This is a genomic window from Streptomyces sp. NPDC058469 (assembly GCF_042721125.1).
In the GTDB taxonomy this organism is placed as follows: Bacteria; Actinomycetota; Actinomycetes; order Streptomycetales; family Streptomycetaceae; genus Streptomyces.
In genome coordinates this window covers 16,168-33,187 of record NZ_JBHXME010000127.1, presented here as the reverse complement: position 1 = coordinate 33,187, position 17,020 = coordinate 16,168, and the positions used below count along the sequence as shown (strand labels likewise).

At 69.5% G+C, this 17,020-nt stretch carries 15 protein-coding genes and 1 tRNA gene; 9 read left to right on the top strand and 7 right to left on the bottom strand.

Annotated elements, in window-relative coordinates; all coding sequences use genetic code 11:
• Positions 1-341: 341 nt before the first annotated feature.
• The 5 genes from ACFWP5_RS38250 (at position 342) to ACFWP5_RS38230 (ending at position 5,905) form a co-directional block, all read left to right on the top strand.
• Positions 342-1,334, top strand: a complete 993-nt coding sequence (locus ACFWP5_RS38250) for a carbohydrate ABC transporter permease (RefSeq protein WP_384167645.1) — start codon at positions 342-344, stop codon at positions 1,332-1,334.
• Positions 1,335-1,348: 14 nt separating this feature from the next.
• The gene (locus ACFWP5_RS38245; protein ID WP_384167642.1) at positions 1,349-2,269 is read left to right on the top strand and encodes a carbohydrate ABC transporter permease; all 921 of its coding nucleotides are present in this window, start codon (positions 1,349-1,351) and stop codon (positions 2,267-2,269) included.
• A gap of 168 nt (positions 2,270-2,437) precedes the next feature.
• Complete coding sequence (locus ACFWP5_RS38240; RefSeq protein ID WP_384167639.1) at positions 2,438-3,892, top strand: GH1 family beta-glucosidase; 1,455 nt, start codon at positions 2,438-2,440, stop codon at positions 3,890-3,892.
• A 108-nt stretch (positions 3,893-4,000) separates the two neighbouring features.
• The gene (locus ACFWP5_RS38235; RefSeq protein ID WP_384167637.1) at positions 4,001-5,056 is read left to right on the top strand and encodes a LacI family DNA-binding transcriptional regulator; all 1,056 of its coding nucleotides are present in this window, start codon (positions 4,001-4,003) and stop codon (positions 5,054-5,056) included.
• A 63-nt stretch (positions 5,057-5,119) separates the two neighbouring features.
• Positions 5,120-5,905, top strand: coding sequence for a serine/threonine protein kinase (locus ACFWP5_RS38230; protein WP_384167635.1), 786 nt, complete (start codon positions 5,120-5,122; stop codon positions 5,903-5,905).
• 85 nt (positions 5,906-5,990) lie between these two features.
• On the opposite strand, the gene ACFWP5_RS38225 is transcribed toward ACFWP5_RS38230, so the two are convergent.
• The 4 genes from ACFWP5_RS38225 to ACFWP5_RS38210 form a co-directional block, all read right to left on the bottom strand.
• Positions 5,991-6,063 (bottom strand) — tRNA-His (locus ACFWP5_RS38225).
• Positions 6,064-6,145: 82 nt separating this feature from the next.
• Entirely contained in the window at positions 6,146-6,748 is a 603-nt protein-coding gene (gene orn / locus ACFWP5_RS38220; RefSeq protein ID WP_384167633.1) for an oligoribonuclease, read from the bottom strand.
• Between the two features lie 120 nt (positions 6,749-6,868).
• Positions 6,869-8,134, bottom strand: a complete 1,266-nt coding sequence (locus tag ACFWP5_RS38215; protein WP_384167631.1) for a GlxA family transcriptional regulator — start codon at positions 8,132-8,134, stop codon at positions 6,869-6,871.
• A gap of 377 nt (positions 8,135-8,511) precedes the next feature.
• Entirely contained in the window at positions 8,512-8,832 is a 321-nt protein-coding gene (locus ACFWP5_RS38210) for a hypothetical protein (protein ID WP_384167629.1), read from the bottom strand.
• A 311-nt stretch (positions 8,833-9,143) separates the two neighbouring features.
• Here ACFWP5_RS38210 and ACFWP5_RS38205 point away from each other — a divergent pair, with 311 nt between their 5' ends.
• Positions 9,144-9,671: a universal stress protein gene (locus ACFWP5_RS38205; RefSeq protein ID WP_384167627.1), complete on the top strand. Its 528-nt coding sequence runs from the start codon at positions 9,144-9,146 to the stop codon at positions 9,669-9,671.
• Positions 9,672-9,800: 129 nt separating this feature from the next.
• Entirely contained in the window at positions 9,801-10,364 is a 564-nt protein-coding gene (locus ACFWP5_RS38200; protein ID WP_384167625.1) for a GPR1/FUN34/YaaH family transporter, read from the top strand.
• A 172-nt stretch (positions 10,365-10,536) separates the two neighbouring features.
• Here ACFWP5_RS38200 and glmS read toward each other — a convergent pair whose 3' ends face one another.
• Both glmS and ACFWP5_RS38190 read right to left on the bottom strand, forming a co-directional pair.
• A complete protein-coding gene (gene glmS / locus ACFWP5_RS38195) occupies positions 10,537-12,354 on the bottom strand; it encodes a glutamine--fructose-6-phosphate transaminase (isomerizing) (protein WP_384167622.1) in 1,818 nt (605 codons plus the stop codon).
• 12 nt (positions 12,355-12,366) lie between these two features.
• Positions 12,367-12,624, bottom strand: coding sequence for a hypothetical protein (locus ACFWP5_RS38190; protein ID WP_019065776.1), 258 nt, complete (start codon positions 12,622-12,624; stop codon positions 12,367-12,369).
• 165 nt (positions 12,625-12,789) lie between these two features.
• Here ACFWP5_RS38190 and ACFWP5_RS38185 point away from each other — a divergent pair, with 165 nt between their 5' ends.
• Positions 12,790-14,367, top strand: a complete 1,578-nt coding sequence (locus ACFWP5_RS38185) for a purple acid phosphatase family protein (protein ID WP_384167619.1) — start codon at positions 12,790-12,792, stop codon at positions 14,365-14,367.
• A 63-nt stretch (positions 14,368-14,430) separates the two neighbouring features.
• Here ACFWP5_RS38185 and ACFWP5_RS38180 read toward each other — a convergent pair whose 3' ends face one another.
• Entirely contained in the window at positions 14,431-15,309 is an 879-nt protein-coding gene (locus tag ACFWP5_RS38180; RefSeq protein WP_384167616.1) for a DUF4429 domain-containing protein, read from the bottom strand.
• 95 nt (positions 15,310-15,404) lie between these two features.
• Here ACFWP5_RS38180 and ACFWP5_RS38175 point away from each other — a divergent pair, with 95 nt between their 5' ends.
• Positions 15,405-16,994, top strand: a complete 1,590-nt coding sequence (locus ACFWP5_RS38175) for a beta-N-acetylhexosaminidase (RefSeq protein ID WP_384167654.1) — start codon at positions 15,405-15,407, stop codon at positions 16,992-16,994.
• Positions 16,995-17,020 lie beyond the last annotated feature (26 nt).

Below are 17,020 nucleotides of genomic sequence, written 5' to 3'. Positions count from 1 at the left end.
CACCCCCCCCGCCCCGGCGGGCCCGCCCCCCCCCCCCCCTACCCACCTGGGGACGGGGCCCCCCCGCCGGGGGGGGGGGCGCCCGGGGGCCCCCCCCCACCGCGCTACGTGCGTGGGGCCGCGCGGCGGCTCCCGCCGTAGGCGTGGGGCCGTCCGCACCGGCCCCGGTCGTCAAGTGCCGGTCTTTTCCGCGGTGTTCGGCGCACACTCACCGGACGCCGCCGCACCGTGTCCGTCGGACCGGCGAACCGAGTACGACGACGTGCCCCGGGCCGGGTGCCCGGCCCCGCGCCCGCCTCCTGCCCGTACCCCCGGCCGAGATCCAGGGAAGGACTCCCTCCGTGGCAACCACAACCCCCACACGGGGTGCCCCCACCCCGCCACCCGGCGGGGTCGGCGCCGTGTCGAACGAACCCAGCGCGTGGCGTACCCGCCTGTGGCGCCTCGACGACAAGGCGTCGCCGTACGCGTACATCGCCCCCTTCTTCCTCATCTTCGGTGCCTTCGGCCTCTACCCGATGCTGTACACGGGCTGGATAGCCATGCACCGGGTGGAGATGACGAGCCTGAGCCAGTCCCAGTGGGTCGGCTGGGACAACTTCGCCAAGATCCTCCAGGACTCCGAGTTCTGGACGGCCGTCACGAACACCTTCGTGATCGGCGTCATCTCGACCGTCCCCCAGCTCCTCATGGCCCTGGGCCTGGCCCACCTGCTCAACTACAAGCTGCGCGCCAGCACGTTCTGGCGGACGGTGATCCTCACCCCGTACGCCACCTCGGTGGCCACCGCGGCCCTCGTCTTCGCCCTGGTCTTCCGGGCCGACGGAGGGCTGCTCAACTGGGTGCTGCACTTCGTCGGTATCGGCAACACCGACTGGGGCAACGGGGAGTGGTCGTCCAAGATCGCCATCTCGGCCATCGTGATCTGGCGCTGGACCGGCTACAACACCCTGATCTATCTGGCGGCCATGCAGGCCGTGCCCACGGACCTGTACGAAGCGGCCTCGATCGACGGAGCGACGCGCTGGCAGCAGTTCCGCAAGGTGACCATTCCCTCGCTGCGGCCGACGATCCTGTTCACCATCGTCATCTCGACCATCGGTTCCATGCAGCTGTTCGGTGAGCCGCTGCTGCTGCAGGGCGGCACGCTCGGCTCCACCGGAGGCAGCGAGCACCAGTACGAGACGCTCAGCATCTATCTCTTCAACTACGGCTGGAAGCTCGGGCACTTGGGCCCGGCCGCGGCCGTCGCCTGGGCCATGCTCGTCCTGCTGCTGCTCATTGCCTTGATCAACCTGATCGTCGGCCGGCTCATGCGCAAGAGCGCGGCCTGACGGGAGCGATATCGATGACCACGACCAGTCCCACCCCCACCGCGCCGGACCTCGATCCCGCGCCACTTCCCGTCACCCCGGGCACGGGCCGCCGACGCTTCAAGATCGGCGCCGGCCAGCAGCTCAAGGGCGGCCCGTTCACCTACGCGGCCCTGATCATCGTCGGCCTGGGCTCGGTCTTCCCGCTGTACTGGACGCTGGTGGCCGCCTCGCACGACCAGCAGCGGGTCCTCGACAGCCCGCCGCCGCTCCTGCCGGGCGGCCGGCTGTGGAGCAACCTCCAGTCGGCCTGGGAACAGGCCCACCTGGGGAAGGCCATCGTCAACACCGTCGTCGTGGCCGGCTCCATCACCGCGGCCACGCTGTTCTTCTGCACCCTCGCCGGTTACGCCTTCGCCAAGATGCGCTTCCGCGGCCGCGGCGCCCTGATGACCGCGGTCATCGCCACCCTGACGATTCCGCCCCAACTCAGCGTCGTACCGCTGTTCATGATGATGGCGAACATCGGCTGGGGCGGAAAACTGGAGTCGGTGATCTTCCCGACCCTCGTCGGCGCCTTCGGTGTCTTCTTCATGCGCCAGTACCTGCTGGAGGCCCTGCCCTACGAACTCATCGAGGCGGCCAAGGTGGACGGGGCGACCAACATCCGCATCGTCTGGAACGTGGTCCTGCCCGCGGCCAGGCCCGCGATGATGGTGCTCGGGATGCTCACCTTCGTGCAGGCGTGGAACGACTTCTTCTGGCCCTTCCTCGCCCTGAACCAGGACAACCCCACCATCCAGGTGGCGCTCGGCCAGCTCAGCGCCTCCTACACCCCCGACCAGAGCATCGTCATGGCCGGAGCGCTGATCAGCACCCTGCCGCTGCTGCTGGTGTTCGTGATCTTCGGCAAGCAGATCATCGGAGGCATCATGGCGGGCGCCGTCAAGGGCTGACGCCGGCCGCCGACTGCCAGTCGCGCAAGCCCCGTTCACCGTCCCGTACGGCCCGCTCCGCACGCGGGCCGTACCCGGCCGGGCGCCCGTCGTCGTGCCCCGTCCGCTTCCCCCCTCACAGCCGGATCACCGTCCGGCTTTTACTCACTCCACTTCGGGAGCGCTCACATGACCGCCGTACGACACGAGACCAAGGCCGAACCGACCTCCGCCACCTCCTTTCCCCCGGGCTTCGTCTGGGGTGCCGCCACCGCCGCCTACCAGGTGGAGGGCGCCGCCGCAGAGGACGGCCGGACCCCCTCCATCTGGGACACCTTCAGCCACACGCCGGGGAAGGTGCGCAACGGCGACACCGGTGACATAGCCGCCGACCACTACCACCGGTACCGCGACGACGTGGCGCTGATGAAGGACCTCGGCCTGAAGGCGTACCGGTTCTCCATCTCCTGGTCCCGGGTTCAGCCCACCGGCCGCGGACCCGCCGTGGAGCGCGGTCTCGACTTCTACCGCCGGCTCGCCGACGAACTCCTGGCGGCCGGCATCACCCCCGTCGCCACCCTCTACCACTGGGACCTGCCGCAGGAGTTGGAGGACGCGGGCGGCTGGCCGCAGCGCGACACGGCGCACCGCTTCGCCGACTACGCCGAGATCATGGGCCGGGCCCTCGGAGACCGCGTCGGCCTGTGGACCACCCTCAACGAGCCGTGGTGCAGCGCGTTCCTGGGCTACGGCTCGGGGGTGCACGCGCCGGGCCGCACCGACCCGGCGGCCACCCTGCGTGCCGCGCACCACCTCAACCTGGGTCACGGCCAGGCGGTCGGGGCGCTGCGCGAGGTCCTGCCGGCCTCCGCGCAGACCTCCATCACCCTCAACCTGCACCAGGTGCGCCCGCTCACCGACAGCCCCCAGGACGCGGAGGCCGCACGCCGTATCGACGCGGTCGGCAACAGGATCTTCACCGGCCCCCTGCTCGACGGCGCCTACCCCGAGGACCTGCGCGCCGACACCGCGCACCTCGTCGACTGGGCGGAGCTGGTGCGGGACGGCGACCTGGCCGAGATCTCCCGGCCCATCGACGTGCTCGGCGTCAACTACTACGCGCCGACCGTCGTCTCGGCCGGCTCCGGCGACGGCACCACCAAGAACGACGGCCACGGCGCGAGCGACCACTCACCGTGGACCGGCTCCGAGAACGTGGACTTCCACCTCGCCAACGACCACCTCACGGCGATGAACTGGGCGATCGACCCCAGCGGCCTGCACACCCTCCTGACCGACCTGGCCGCCGCACACCCCGGGCTGCCGCTGATGGTCACGGAGAACGGCGCCGCGTTCGACGACTACGTCTCGCCCGAGGGTGTGGTGAACGACCCGCAGCGGATCGCCTACCTGCACTCCCACCTCGACGCCGTCCGACGGGCCGTCGCCGACGGAGCCGACGTGCGCGGCTACTTCCTGTGGTCGCTGCTCGACAACTTCGAATGGTCCTACGGCTATTCGAAGCGCTTCGGCGCCGTCTACGTCGACTACTCCACGCAGCGCCGCATTCCCAAGGCGAGCGCCCACTGGTACGCCGGTGTGATCCGGGGGAACGCGCTGCCGACGGCCGGCGAGGACGGGTGAGGCCCGGCGGGCGATGACCCCGGTCGACGAGGGACGATGGAGGGCGGGGCGTCCGGGCCTCGGCTGTTACATTCCTGGCCTGAAAGCTGCGAACGGAAGGCGGCGACCATGGCGGTCAGCGGTGGGCGGAACCGGGGCGGCAGGCGGCCGACCCTGGAGGAGGTCGCCGCCCGTGCCGGTGTGGGCCGCGGCACGGTCTCCCGGGTGATCAACGGCTCGCCCAGGGTCAGCGACGCGACCCGCGCCGCCGTCGAGGCGGCGGTCGCGGAGCTCGACTACGTCCCGAACACGGCGGCCCGGGCGCTGGCCGCCAACCGCACGGACGCGATCGCCCTTGTCGTCCCCGAGCCGGAGACCCGCTTCTTCGCGGAGCCGTACTTCTCGGACATGCTCAAGGGTGTCGGCACCCAGCTGTCGGACACGGAGATGCAGCTGCTGCTCATCTTCGCGGGCAGCGACCGGGAGCGGCAGCGCCTCGCCCAGTACCTGGCGGCGCACCGCGTGGACGGCGTGCTGCTCGTCTCGGTCCACGCGGACGACCCGCTGCCGGACCTGCTGGCCGCGCTGGAGATCCCGGCGGTGATCAGCGGCCCCCGGTCGGCCGGCGAGCCCCTGACCTCGGTCGACTCCGACAACTACGGCGGCGCCCGCTCGGCCGTGGAACACCTCCTGTCCCGCGGCCGCACCCACATCGCCCACATCACCGGCCTCCTGGACGTGTACGGCGCCCAGCGCCGCGTCGACGGCTACCGCGAGGCACTCCTGGATGCCGGCCACGAGGTGGACGAACACCTCATCCAGCCGGGTGACTTCACCGAGGAGGGCGGCCGACGGGCGATGAAGGAACTGCTGGCCCGCCGCCCCGACGTGGACGCGGTCTTCGCCGGCTCGGACGTCATGGCGGCGGGCGCGCGCCAGGTGCTCCGCGAGGAGGGCCTGCGCATTCCGGACGACGTGGCCCTCGTCGGCTACGACGACTCGGCCATAGCCCGCCACATGGACCCACCCCTCACCAGCGTCCGCCAGCCGATCGAGGAAATGGGCCGAGCGATGATCGACCTGTTGCTCGCCGAGATCGCGGACCGCCGCCCGGCCACGTCCAGGGACCCGGAGCGCCGACAGGTGGTACTGGCAACGGAGTTGGTGACTCGCGCGTCGTCCTGAAGGGCGGGGCGCGCCCGGGGTTTCCTCTCCCCACCCGGCCGTTCACCGTCCAGGCTGGGCCCCATGACACCCCGTCCGCATCCCCTCCTGGCCGTCGACAGGATCCCCGCGACCGAGCCGTACCTCCGCACGGTGGGCGAGGTGTTCCGCGCCTTCCGCGAACAGGACTCCGGATGCGTCTCCTACGGCGTCCAACTCCCGGACGGCGAGCGCTGGTTCGCGAAGGAGGCGACAACTGCCGCCGCCCAGGCCTCACTTGACGGCGCCTGGGCCTTCCACCGCGCGGTACGGCACCCGGCGATCGTCCCGCAACTGCACCGGATCGCCGTGACGGACAGTGGCCGTACGGCGGTCGTCATGCCCTGGCGCCACGGCGAGTCCCTCTACGGCCCCGCCCGCGCCCGCTTCCGCGCCCTGCCCCTCGCCTCGGTCCTCCGCGCGGTCGACCGCGTCCTGGACGCACACCTCGCGGTGGAGGCCGCGGGAATGGTGGCGGTCGATCTCTACGACGGCGCGTTCCTCTACGACTTCGGCGCCGACGTCCTCCACCTCATCGACCTCGACGAGTACCGCCCCGGCCCCTTCGTCCTCCAGGACGACCGCCTCCCGGGCTCGGCCCGCTTCATGGCCCCCGAGGAGTGGCACCGCGGCGCCCCCATCGACATCCGCACGACGGTCTACGGCCTGGGCCGCACCGCCCGTCTCCTCCTGGACGCCGGTGAGGGCGAGCGAGCGTGGAGGGGTACGGCGGGTCAACTCGCCGTCCTGGAAAGGGCTACCCGCCCCGATCCCGCCGAACGGTTCGCGGGCGTACGGGAGTTCACGGACGCGTGGCGCGCCGCCACCTGATCTCGCCGATGCAGGTGTGCGGGCAGGCCCCGGAAAACGAATCAGCCGGCGACTTCGTTTCCGAAGTCACCGGCTGATCACACAGGGTGAGTGACGGGACTTGAACCCGCGACTTCCTGGACCACAACCAGGTGCTCTACCAGCTGAGCTACACCCACCATGCCCGGTCGTTCACTCGAAGGCTTACCGACCGGCCGAGAAAAAGTGTACAGGGTCCGAAGGGGTGCTCGCGCACGCCTTTTAATGCGCAGGTAGGACGTGTTTCGCGGCGATCGTCCGGGCCGTCTCCGAGTCGGGTCCGGGCTGCGGGACGAAGATCGCCTCGCGGTAGTAGCGCAGCTCCGCGATGGACTCGCGGATGTCGGCGAGGGCGCGGTGGTTGCCCTTCTTCTCAGGGCTGTTGAAGTACGCCCGGGGGTACCAGCGGCGGGCCAGCTCCTTCACCGAGGACACGTCCACGATGCGGTAGTGGAGGTACTCCTCCAGGGTCGGCATGTCACGCAGCAGGAAACCGCGGTCGGTGCCGACCGAGTTGCCGCACAGCGGGGCCTTGCCCGGCTCCTTGACGTGCTCCCGGATGTACGCCAGGACCAGCTCCTCGGCGTCGGCCAGTGTCGTGCCGTCGGCCAACTCGTCGAGCAGGCCGGATGCGGTGTGCATCTGGCGTACTACGTCCGGCATCGTCTCCAGCGCCTGGTCCGGCGGGCGGATGACGATGTCCACCCCTTCGCCGAGCACGTTCAGCTCGGAGTCGGTGACGAGGGCGGCCACCTCGATGAGAGCGTCGTCGGACAGCGAGAGGCCGGTCATCTCGCAGTCGATCCACACCATGCGATCGTTCATGTGTCTAACCTTAAGGTGCGCGCCGCCCGGCTGAGCCGACCGTGCGCTGACCTTGTGCCGCGGGCACACGCGAAAACCCCCGGAGATCTCCTGCGAGAGACCTCCGGGGGCGTGCGGTTGCTACGTCGCGCTCCGCTGGCCGGGCAGACTCGCGGCCCGGCTTGTGGCGTACGCCTCACGGCCGTTCTCCGCCGAAGGCGCCCCGGCCGACGCGGACGCCGACGACAGCGCGCTCGCCGCCGTACGACGGGTCTGCATCGGAACCGGGCCGTCCGGGTGCGGCGCGGGCGGCAGCCCGGCCGGACCCAGGGACGCCGGACCGCCGGGCTTGCCGGAAGCGCCGTCGCCGTCCACCTGCTTGTCGCCCTGGGGCCTGCGGGCGCGGTACGCGGCCCGGTAGGCGGCGGGCGACGAGCCCAACTGGCGCCGGAAATGGCCGCGCAGGGCCACCGGCGAGCGGAAGCCGCAACGGCCCGCGACCTCGTCCACCGAGTAGTCCGACGTCTCCAGCAGACGCTGCGCCTGGAGCACCCGCTGCGTGATCAGCCACTGCAGGGGGGCACTCCCGGTGAGCGAGCGGAAGCGGCGGTCGAACGTACGCCTGCTCATGTACGCGCGTGCCGCCAGCGTCTCCACGTCGAACTGTTCGTGGAGGTGCTCCAGCGCCCAGGCGACGACCTCCGCGAGCGGGTCGGCGCCGATCTCCTCTGGTAAAGACCGATCGAGGTAGCGCTCCTGACCGCCGCTTCGGCGCGGGGGGACCACCAGGCGTCGGGCGAGCGCGCCGGCCGCCTCGTTGCCGTGGTCCGTCCGCACGATGTGGAGACAGAGATCGATTCCGGCCGCCGTACCGGCGGACGTCAGCACGTCTCCGTCGTCGACGAAGAGTTCCCTCGGATCGACGTGTACCGACGGATAGCGCTTGGCCAGCGTCGGCGCGTACATCCAGTGGGTGGTCGCGGGGCGGCCGTCCAGCAGGCCCGCCGCGGCCAGTACGAAGGCGCCGGTGCACAGGCCGACTATGCGGGCCCCTTCTTCGTGCGCCCGGCGAATCGCGTCGAGTGCCTCCTCCGGCGGTGGCGAGGTGATCGACCGCCAGGCAGGCACGACGACGGTGCCCGCCCGTGAGATCGCTTCCAGGCCATGCGGTGTGGTGAGTTCCAGCCCTCCGGTGGTGCGCAGCGGGCCTTCTTCGCCGCCGCACACAAGGAGGCGGTAACGCGGAACTCCGGCGTCCTGCCGGTCGATTCCGAACACCGACAGCGGTATGGAACTCTCGAAGATGGGGCCGCCGCTGAACAGCAGCACCGCGACGATCTCCTTGCGGCGTCGCCCGGAAAGTTTCCGGGCCGCGGCTTCCGGCGCGGCAGTGGAGTCGTGGCTCATACTGCTAAGCCCCCCTCGGTGGTCGCGGCTCCTCGGTTGTGTCGCTCCTGCACGTTTCCCCTCGGTCCTGCACGAGTCCCCCGCCGTAAGACGTCAAGATCGAATCTACTGTGTCCAGTGGTGCCGGGGTGACCAGTTCGGCAACCGGCACATTGTCGACATGGCAACTTGGCGTGAAGCATTCGATCACGAAGCGTTGCACTCGTGGGCCGTGCAGGGAAGTGCGCCTCGTCGTAGTGGCCAATCCCCGTAGGGTGCGCAAGGCCCCCCAGACCCTTTCGGTGCAGGTGGAACGGGGGTTGGGGGGTGGTTCGGACAACGGAAGCGCGGTGGCCGGAAGTTGGCTGAAAAGCGTCGGGCGCGTGCGCGGAAACCGGTCAGTCGACCGGTGTACTTCCCCCGGCGTGCCGCCCGCCCCTGTGCGCCCCCGCCCCGGCCCGGTGGCGGTGGCCGCGCTGCGAGGAGTGTTCTTCGGCCAGCAGCCGGGCCGCGCCCCGCTCGGAACGGCGCAGCAGCACCCGGCAGGCGGCGGTGACGGCCGCGAGACCCAGGGCCGTACCGGTGGCGCCGGCGAGGGAGGTGCCGTACCAGAGGAGGACGAGGGGGACGAGGACACAGCTGAAGACCGCCCAGCGGACCACGTCGGTGGCGGTGCCGTGGCTGGGGTGTGCCTCGGAGGTCGTGCGGTGTCCGGACATGGCGTGCTCCCTGGGGCGGTGGCTCGCCGGGTTCAACGCGTGTTCGATGCGTCGGTCACTGTAGGGCAGTCCATCGATGTGTGCGGATAAGTGAATCCTGTGCAAACCGCCTGTACGGGGCAGCAACCATTGCGTTACGGGCGCCCCCTCGTGCATGCTCCGGGGAACTCCGCCGGAGCGGCTGCGGGATATGGGCTAAGGAGGAGTGCCGCCGTACCCTTGGGGGTATGGGGTTGGGAAGATGATTCCCGGACACAGCTCCGCCGCACCCTGTTGTCCCCTCCCAAGAGGATCAAAACGCCGAGACACCCATGGCCGGTCACGAATCTTTCGAACCCGCAGACCGTAAGCGGCCCGTCGCCGATCCCACGGCGGCCGAGCCCCTGGCGGCGGAACAGTCACGTCATTCCTGCGATCCAGCCTTCAAGCACGGCGTCGTCGTCGGCTTCGACGGCTCCCAGTCCAGTGAGCGTGCCCTCGCCTACGCGATCGGCATGGCCCATCGCTCGGGCTCGGGCCTGATCATCGTCCACGTCGCCAACCGGCTGCCCACCACGGTGTGGGCGGGCTGCGAGCCACCGGTCTTCGTCGACGTGCCGGATCACCGCACCGAGGTGCTGGGTCTTGAGCTGGCGTGCGCCGAGTACCTGGCGGAAGTGCCCTGGATTCTCGTCGAGCGCGGTGGCGACATCTGCCACGAACTCGAAGAGGTGGGACGGGAGTACGAGGCGGACGCGATCGTCGTGGGCTCGACCCACGGGATCGTCGGGCGCATCTTCGGCTCCGTCGCGGGGCGGCTCGCGAAGCGGGCTCAGCGCCCTGTCGTCGTCATTCCGTAGATCCCTCCGCAGTTCTCTGGCGTGGCTCGCCTTCTCCCGAATTCCCTGTTGTGCAGAGGTGTTTGTGCCCTTGTGAAGGGCATATATCGGTCACACCGCACAATCGCACATGCATGAAGGGAGCCCGCCGTGGACAATGACGTCTCTGCGGGAAGCACCACCTCGATCGTCGGCCGACTCGCCCTGGGGATCACCCTGTTGGCCTTCGGGCTCGGGTACACGAATGTCATCAACGGGGTCTCGACGGCTGACGCCGTGTCACTGGCCCACTATGTGGGCGGAGTCGCCCTCTTCGTCGCCGGACTGCTCGCGTTCCGCGAGGGCGACACGGCTACGGGTACGGCTTTCTCCGCGTTCGGCGCGCTCTGGTTCACCTGGGCCGTCAGCGCGGGGAACTCCGTGTCGGACAACGCGGCGGGGTTGTTCCTGGTCCTGTTCGCCCTTGTCGCCCTCTCCGTGACCCTCGCGGGCGGCGACCAACTCACCCAGGGGACCTACGGGTTGTTCTTCGTTTGCCTTGTGCTTCTGGCGATCGCTCAGTTCGCCGGGAACGACGGGCTGGGCAAGGTCGGGGGGTGGTTCGGTGTCGCTGCGGGGGCTGTTGCCTGGTACTCGGCGACGGCTGCGCTCGCTCACTGGCCGACTGTTCTTCCGCGGCGGGCGGCTGGTCGGGGCGTGACGGCCACCGGCTAGCGGCGCTGGCCGGTGGTCGGACAACTCCCGGCGATATGAGCGAACCCCCCGTGCGTTGAGGCTGCACGTGGGGGTTCGTTCTGTTTCGTTGGCCGCTGCGGGTGCGTCGTGGTTGCTCGCGCCCGCGCGGCGGAGCCGCAAATTGATACAGCCCCGCGCCCCTTTGGGGCGCCTATTCCACCGTGACTGACTTCGCGAGGTTCCTCGGCTTGTCGATGTCCCGCCCGAGTGCCAACGCCGTGTGATACGCCAGGAGTTGGAGCGGAATCCCCATCAGGATGGGATCCAGTTCGTCCTCGTTCTTCGGGACCACGATGGTCTGGTCGGCCTTCTCCTGTTCCTGGTGGGCCACCGCGAGGATGCGGCCGCTGCGGGCCTTGATCTCCTCCAGGGCCGCGCGGTTCTTCTCCAGGAGGTCGTCGTTGGGGACGATCGCCACCGTGGGGAGGGCGGGCTCGATCAGGGCCAGGGGGCCGTGCTTCAACTCCGAGGCGGGGTAGGCCTCGGCGTGGATGTACGAGACCTCCTTGAGCTTCAGGGAGGCCTCGCGAGCGACCGGGTAGCCGCGCACACGGCCGATGAAGAGCATCGAGCGGGCGTCGGCGTACTGCTGAGCCAGCTTCTTGATCTCGTCCTCGCGGTCCAGGATCTCGGAGATCTGGGCCGGCAGCCTGCGCAGGCCCTCGATGATGCGCTTGCCGTCGCGGACGGAGAGGTCGCGGGTGCGGCCGAGGTGCAGGGCCAACAGGGCGAAGGCGACTGTGGTGTTGGTGAAGCACTTGGTCGAGACGACACAGACCTCGGGGCCAGCGTGCACGTACATGCCGCCGTCCGCCTCACGGGCGATCGCCGAGCCCACGACGTTCACCACACCGAGGACCCGGGCGCCCTTGCGCTTCAGCTCCTGGACCGCCGCCAGTACGTCGTACGTCTCACCGGACTGCGAGACCGCGATGTAGAGCGTGTCCGGGTCGACGACCGCGTTGCGGTAGCGGAACTCCGAAGCCGGCTCGGCGTCCGCGGGGATGCGGGCCAGCTCCTCGATCATCTGGGCGCCGATCATGCCCGCGTGGTACGACGTGCCGCAGCCGAGGATCTTCACTCGGCGGATCTGCCGGGCCTCGCGGGCGTCCAGGTTCAGGCCGCCGAGGTGCACGGTGGAGAAGCGGTCGTCGATGCGGCCGCGCAGCACGCGGTCCACGGCGTCGGCCTGCTCGAAGATCTCCTTGTGCATGTAGGTGTCGTGGCCGCCCATGTCGTAGGAGGCGGCCTCCCACTCGACGGTGGTCGGCTCGGACGTGGTGCGGGTGCCCTCGGTCGTGTATGTCCGGAAGTCGTCGGCCTTGAGGGTGGCCATCTCGCCGTCGTCCAGCGTCACTATCTGGCGCGTGTGCGTCACCAGTGCGGCGATGTCCGAGGCTATGAACATCTCCTTCTCGCCGATCCCGAGGACCACCGGGGAACCGTTTCGAGCCACCACGATGCGGTCGGGGAAATCGGCGTGCAGAACGGCGATGCCGTACGTCCCCTCGATCACGCGGAGCGCCTGGCGGACCTTCTCTTCGAGGGTCTCCGCCTGGGAGCGGGCGATGAGGTGGGTGAGGACCTCGGTGTCGGTCTCGGAGAGGAACTCGACGCCGTCCGCCTCCAGCTTCTTCCTCAGGTCCGACGCGTTGTCGATGATGCCGTTGTGGACGACGGCGACCTTGCTGTCGGCGGACAGGTGCGGGTGGGCGTTCACATCGGAGGGGGCGCCGTGCGTGGCCCAGCGGGTGTGGGCGATTCCGGTGGTGCCCTTGAAGCGCGCCGGGACCTTGGCCTCCAGGTCACGGACCCGGCCCTTGGCCTTGACCATCTTCAGGCCGGCCGTCTTCGGGGTGGTGACGACGATGCCCGCGGAGTCGTAGCCGCGGTATTCCAGCCGCTGCAGGCCCTCCAGCAGAAGTGGAGCAACGTCACGCTTGCCGATGTATCCGACAATTCCGCACATGTATGGGTATTCCTAGCCATAGACGATCCGGCGCAGCTGCCGGAGCGTGAGCTCCGGCGGGGCCACGGCCCGGTATTTCAGGTCCGCCTCGATCCGGTCGAAGATCGTCGCGTTCACCAGGCCCTGGGCCTGGAGCTCGCGATGGCGGCGACGGACGTAGTCCTCGGTCGTCTCGTCGAAGTAGGCGAGCACGTCCTGGATCACCCGCAGTGCCTCGCCCCGGTTGAGGGTCGTGGAGCGCGTCAGATGATCAACGAGTTCGTCGTGCACCCGGTTGATCCTGGGGTACCGAAGAACGGTTTGCAAGAATCCTGCCCGATATCGGGCAACGGCCTGTTGAAAGTCTTATGGGGCTCTGTTCGTAAGCTGTCCATCCTGTGTCTTGCGCACCGTTGCTCATGTCGGCGAGTTTCAGACGCCATGGACATTCCTCGTATGGGCGTACCCGCAGAGCTCGCTGAGCGCATGAGCATGGCGGAGCAGCACGAGTACCTGCGCTCGAAATTCTCGCGGCGCACGATGATCAGAGGCGGTGCCGTGACCCTCGGCGCCGTCGCGGGTGGCGTGTTCGTACCGGGCGCGGTCGCCCAGGCGGCCGTCCCCACCCAGGCCGCCGCCACCAGGACCGCCCCCTCCACGGAGTCGGTGAGCGGGGCCCTCGTCTCCCCGTTCGGCCGGCACCTCGCCTTCGGCAACGACCCGAGCACAGAGGTGACGGTCTCCTGGCAGGTCCCGACCAACGTCAGGAAACCGTTCGTCCGGATCGGCGCGCACCCCTGGGACCTCTCCCACAAGATCGACGCCGAGGTGCGCTCCCTGTACACCCCGGCGGGCGTCGGCGCGAGCGGCGACCACACCCAGTACTACCTGCACGCCAAGCTGACCCACCTGCGCCCGGGCAAGACCTACTACTACGGCGTCGGCCACGCGGGCTTCGACCCGGCCGAGGCCCACCTCCTCGGCACCCTGGGCACCTTCACCACCGCCCCCGACCGTGCCGTGCCGTTCACCTTCACCGCCTTCGGCGACGAGGGCGTCGGCTACCACGGCCTGGCCAACAACAGCCTTCTCCTCGGCCAGAACCCGGCCTTCCACCTGCACGCCGGCGACATCTGCTACGCCGACCCGGCCGGTGCGGGCAAGACCGCCGACGCCGGTTTCGACTCGCGGACGTGGGACCAGTTCCTCGCCCAGACCGAGTCGGTCGCCAAGTCCGTGCCGTGGATGCCCGCCTACGGCAACCACGACATGGAGGCCTGGTACTCGCCCAACGGCTACGGCGGCGAGGACGCCCGCTGGAACCTGCCGGACAACGGCCCCGACAAGGCGAACCTGCCGGGCGTCTACTCCTTCGTCTACGGCAACACGGCGGTCATCTCGCTGGACGCCAACGACGTGTCCTTCGAGATCCCGGCCAACCTCGGCATATCCGGCGGCACCCAGACCAAGTGGCTGGAGGCGCAGCTCAAGAAGTACCGCGCGGCCAGGGACATCGACTTCGTCGTGATCTTCTTCCACCACTGCGCGTACTGCACCTCGACCGCGCACTCCTCGGAGGGGGGAGTGCGGGGCGAGTGGGTGCCGCTGTTCGAGAAGTACACGGTGGACCTGGTCATCAACGGCCACAACCACCAGTACGAGCGCACCGACGTCATCAAGAAGAACGCGGTCGTCAAGAAGCTGCCGATCGGCGGCACGGCGTACCCGGAGACCGAGGGTGTCGTCTACGTGACGGCGGGCGCGGCCGGCCGCAGCCTGTACGCGTTCTCCGCCCCGGACTCCTACGAGGGTCACGTCGCCGACCTCGACTCGGTCGCCGCCTTCGTCAACACGAAGGACGGCAAGGTCAACGAGACGGTCGCCTGGTCGCGCGTCCGATACCTCAACTACTCGTTCCTGCGCGTCGACGTGCAGCCCGCCTCGAAGGGCCGTACGACCACCCTGACGGTCCGCGGCATCGCCGAGACCGGCGACGAGATCGACCGCTTCACGGTCGCCCGCAAGGCCAAGTAGCACCGCGTATGCCCTGAAGGCGGGGCGTAGGCACACCGAAGGCGGTCCTCAACTCCCGGATGGTCACATCCGTTTGAGGACCGCCTGTTTCGCCATCGCGAACTCCTCGTCCGTGAGCACCCCGTCCCGGTGCAGCTCACCGAGCTCGCGCAACCGCCGCAGCAGCGCGTCGTGGCCGTCCTCCGTGGCGGCCGCCAACCGCCGCGCGGGCTCGGGCTGTTCGGGTCGTACGTCCGTCTCGGCGGCCGGGTGCGGGAGGCGGGCCTGTACGGCCGCGGCGACCAGGGCCATCAGTGGGTCCTTCTTGAAGCCCCACAGCTCCACGGAGTTGGGGTCGTACTTGGGCGGTGCCTTGGTCGGCGCGTTGCGCACCGAGAAGCGGATGTAGCCGTTCTCCAGCCCGGCCGAGGGGCGCCACTCGACGCCGACGAGGTCCGTGACGGCGAGGGTGCGGGCGCCGGTGGCGGACTTGGCGTCCTCGGTCTTCCAGTTCCACTCCAGCCGTACGCGCTCGCCGTCGAAGCTCGCCGTGCCGTCCCCGGCGGACACGGACAGCGGCACGGCAGGACCCGGCAGCAGATACTCGTCCACCGGATCGGCCGGTACCTGGTCGAGCAGCAGGGCGCCCCGCACCTCGTCCACGAAGTACTCGGCGACGCCGTACCGGTCCGACTCGACGGGGAGTTGGTAGGGGTCGTCGCCCTCGGTGAGCCGGCCGCCGGTGGCGTGCAGCAGTGGGTCGGCGCCGTCGCGCAGCCGCAGTCTCAGCCGCCCCGACTTCCGGCCCTGCTCGAACGAGACGCCCGCCAACGCGCCCAAGGGGACGACGAGTTCACCCAGGGTCTTGCGGAACAGGCCGACGTTCTTGTCCCGTCCCGGAGTCAGTCGCAGGGCGTCGCCGTCGAAGATCCAGGTGCCGTCCTTCTGGATGATTTCCGCCATAGGAGGGATTGTTCCATCGCTCTGCCGACAGAATGGTCTGTACCTGTCCGGGCTCAAAGGAAGTTCAAAGGAAGGGACCGCTCGTGAGACGCCTTGTGAGACAGCGCCACAGAACGACCCGCCTCCTCGGCTCGCTGCTGCTCGTCGCCGCCGCGAGCGTGTCCGTCGTCGGCGCCGCACCCTCCGCCGCGCCCGCCGCCGCCACCCCGCTGGGCCGGGTGGTCCCGGCGCCCGCCAAGGTCACCCCCGCGGGACATCCGTACCGGATCACGAGCGGCACCCGTATCCGCGTGGACGACACCCGTGAGTCGCGCCGGATCGGCGCGTACCTCGCGGGCATCCTGCGGCCCTCCACCGGCTACCGGCTGCCGGTCACCTCGCGCGGGAAGGGCGGCATCCAACTCCGCCTGACCAAGGGCACGTTCGGCGCCGAGGGCTACCGGCTCAACAGCACCCCCAGCGGTGTCACCATCACCGCGAGCAGGACCGCCGGTCTCTTCCACGGCGTACAGACCCTGCGCCAACTCCTGCCCGCCGCCGTCGAGAAGAAGTCGGTGCAGCGCGGCCCCTGGCAGATCGCGGGCGGCACCATCGAGGACTCCCCGCGCTACGCCTACCGCGGTGCGATGCTCGACGTCTCCCGGCACTTCTTCACGGTCACCCAAGTCAAGCGCTACATCGACGAGTTGGCGCTCTACAAGATCAACGAACTGCATCTGCACCTCAGCGACGACCAGGGCTGGCGCATCGCGATCAACTCCTGGCCACGCCTGGCGACCTACGGCGGCTCGACCGAGGTCGGCGGCGGCACCGGCGGCCACTACACCAAGGACGACTACAAGGAGATCGTCCGCTACGCCGCCTCCCGGTACCTCGAAGTGGTCCCGGAGATCGACATGCCGGGCCACACGATCGCGGCCCTCGCCTCCTACGCCGACCTCAACTGCGACGGCGTGGCACCCCCGCTCTACACGGGCACGGACGTCGGCTTCAGCTCGCTGTGCGTCGGCAAGGACCTCACGTACAGCTTCGTGGACGACGTGGTCCGTGAACTGGCCACGATCACCCCGGGCCGCTATCTCCACATCGGCGGCGACGAGGCGCAGTCCACCAGCCATGAGGACTACGTCAAGTTCATGGACCGGGTGCAGCCGATCGTCACCAAGTACGGCAAGACGGTGATCGCCTGGCACCAGATCACCGGAGCCCACCCCGTGAAGGGCGCCCTCGCCCAGTACTGGGGTCTCGACGACACCAGCGCCGAGGAGAAGGCACAGGTCGCCGAGGCCGCGAAGAACGGCACCGGGCTGATCCTCTCGCCCGCCGACCGGGTCTACCTCGACATGAAGTACACCGAGGACACCCCGCTCGGCCAGGACTGGGCGGGCCTGGTCGAGGTCAAGCGGTCCTACGACTGGAACCCGGGCAACTACCTCGCCGGGGTGCCGAGTTCGGCGATCCGGGGGGTCGAGGCGCCGCTGTGGTCGGAGACGATCGTCACCGGCGCGAACATCGACTACATGGCCTTCCCGAGGCTGCCGGGCGTGGCCGAGCTGAGCTGGTCGCCGGCCTCGACGCACGACTGGGACACCTACAAGGTGCGGCTCGCGGCACAGGCGCCGCGCTGGGACGCGCTGGGGATCGACTACTACCGGTCGCCCCAAGTTCCCTGGCCGGCAGGCTAGTTCACGCAAACCGCGCAGTAGTCAGG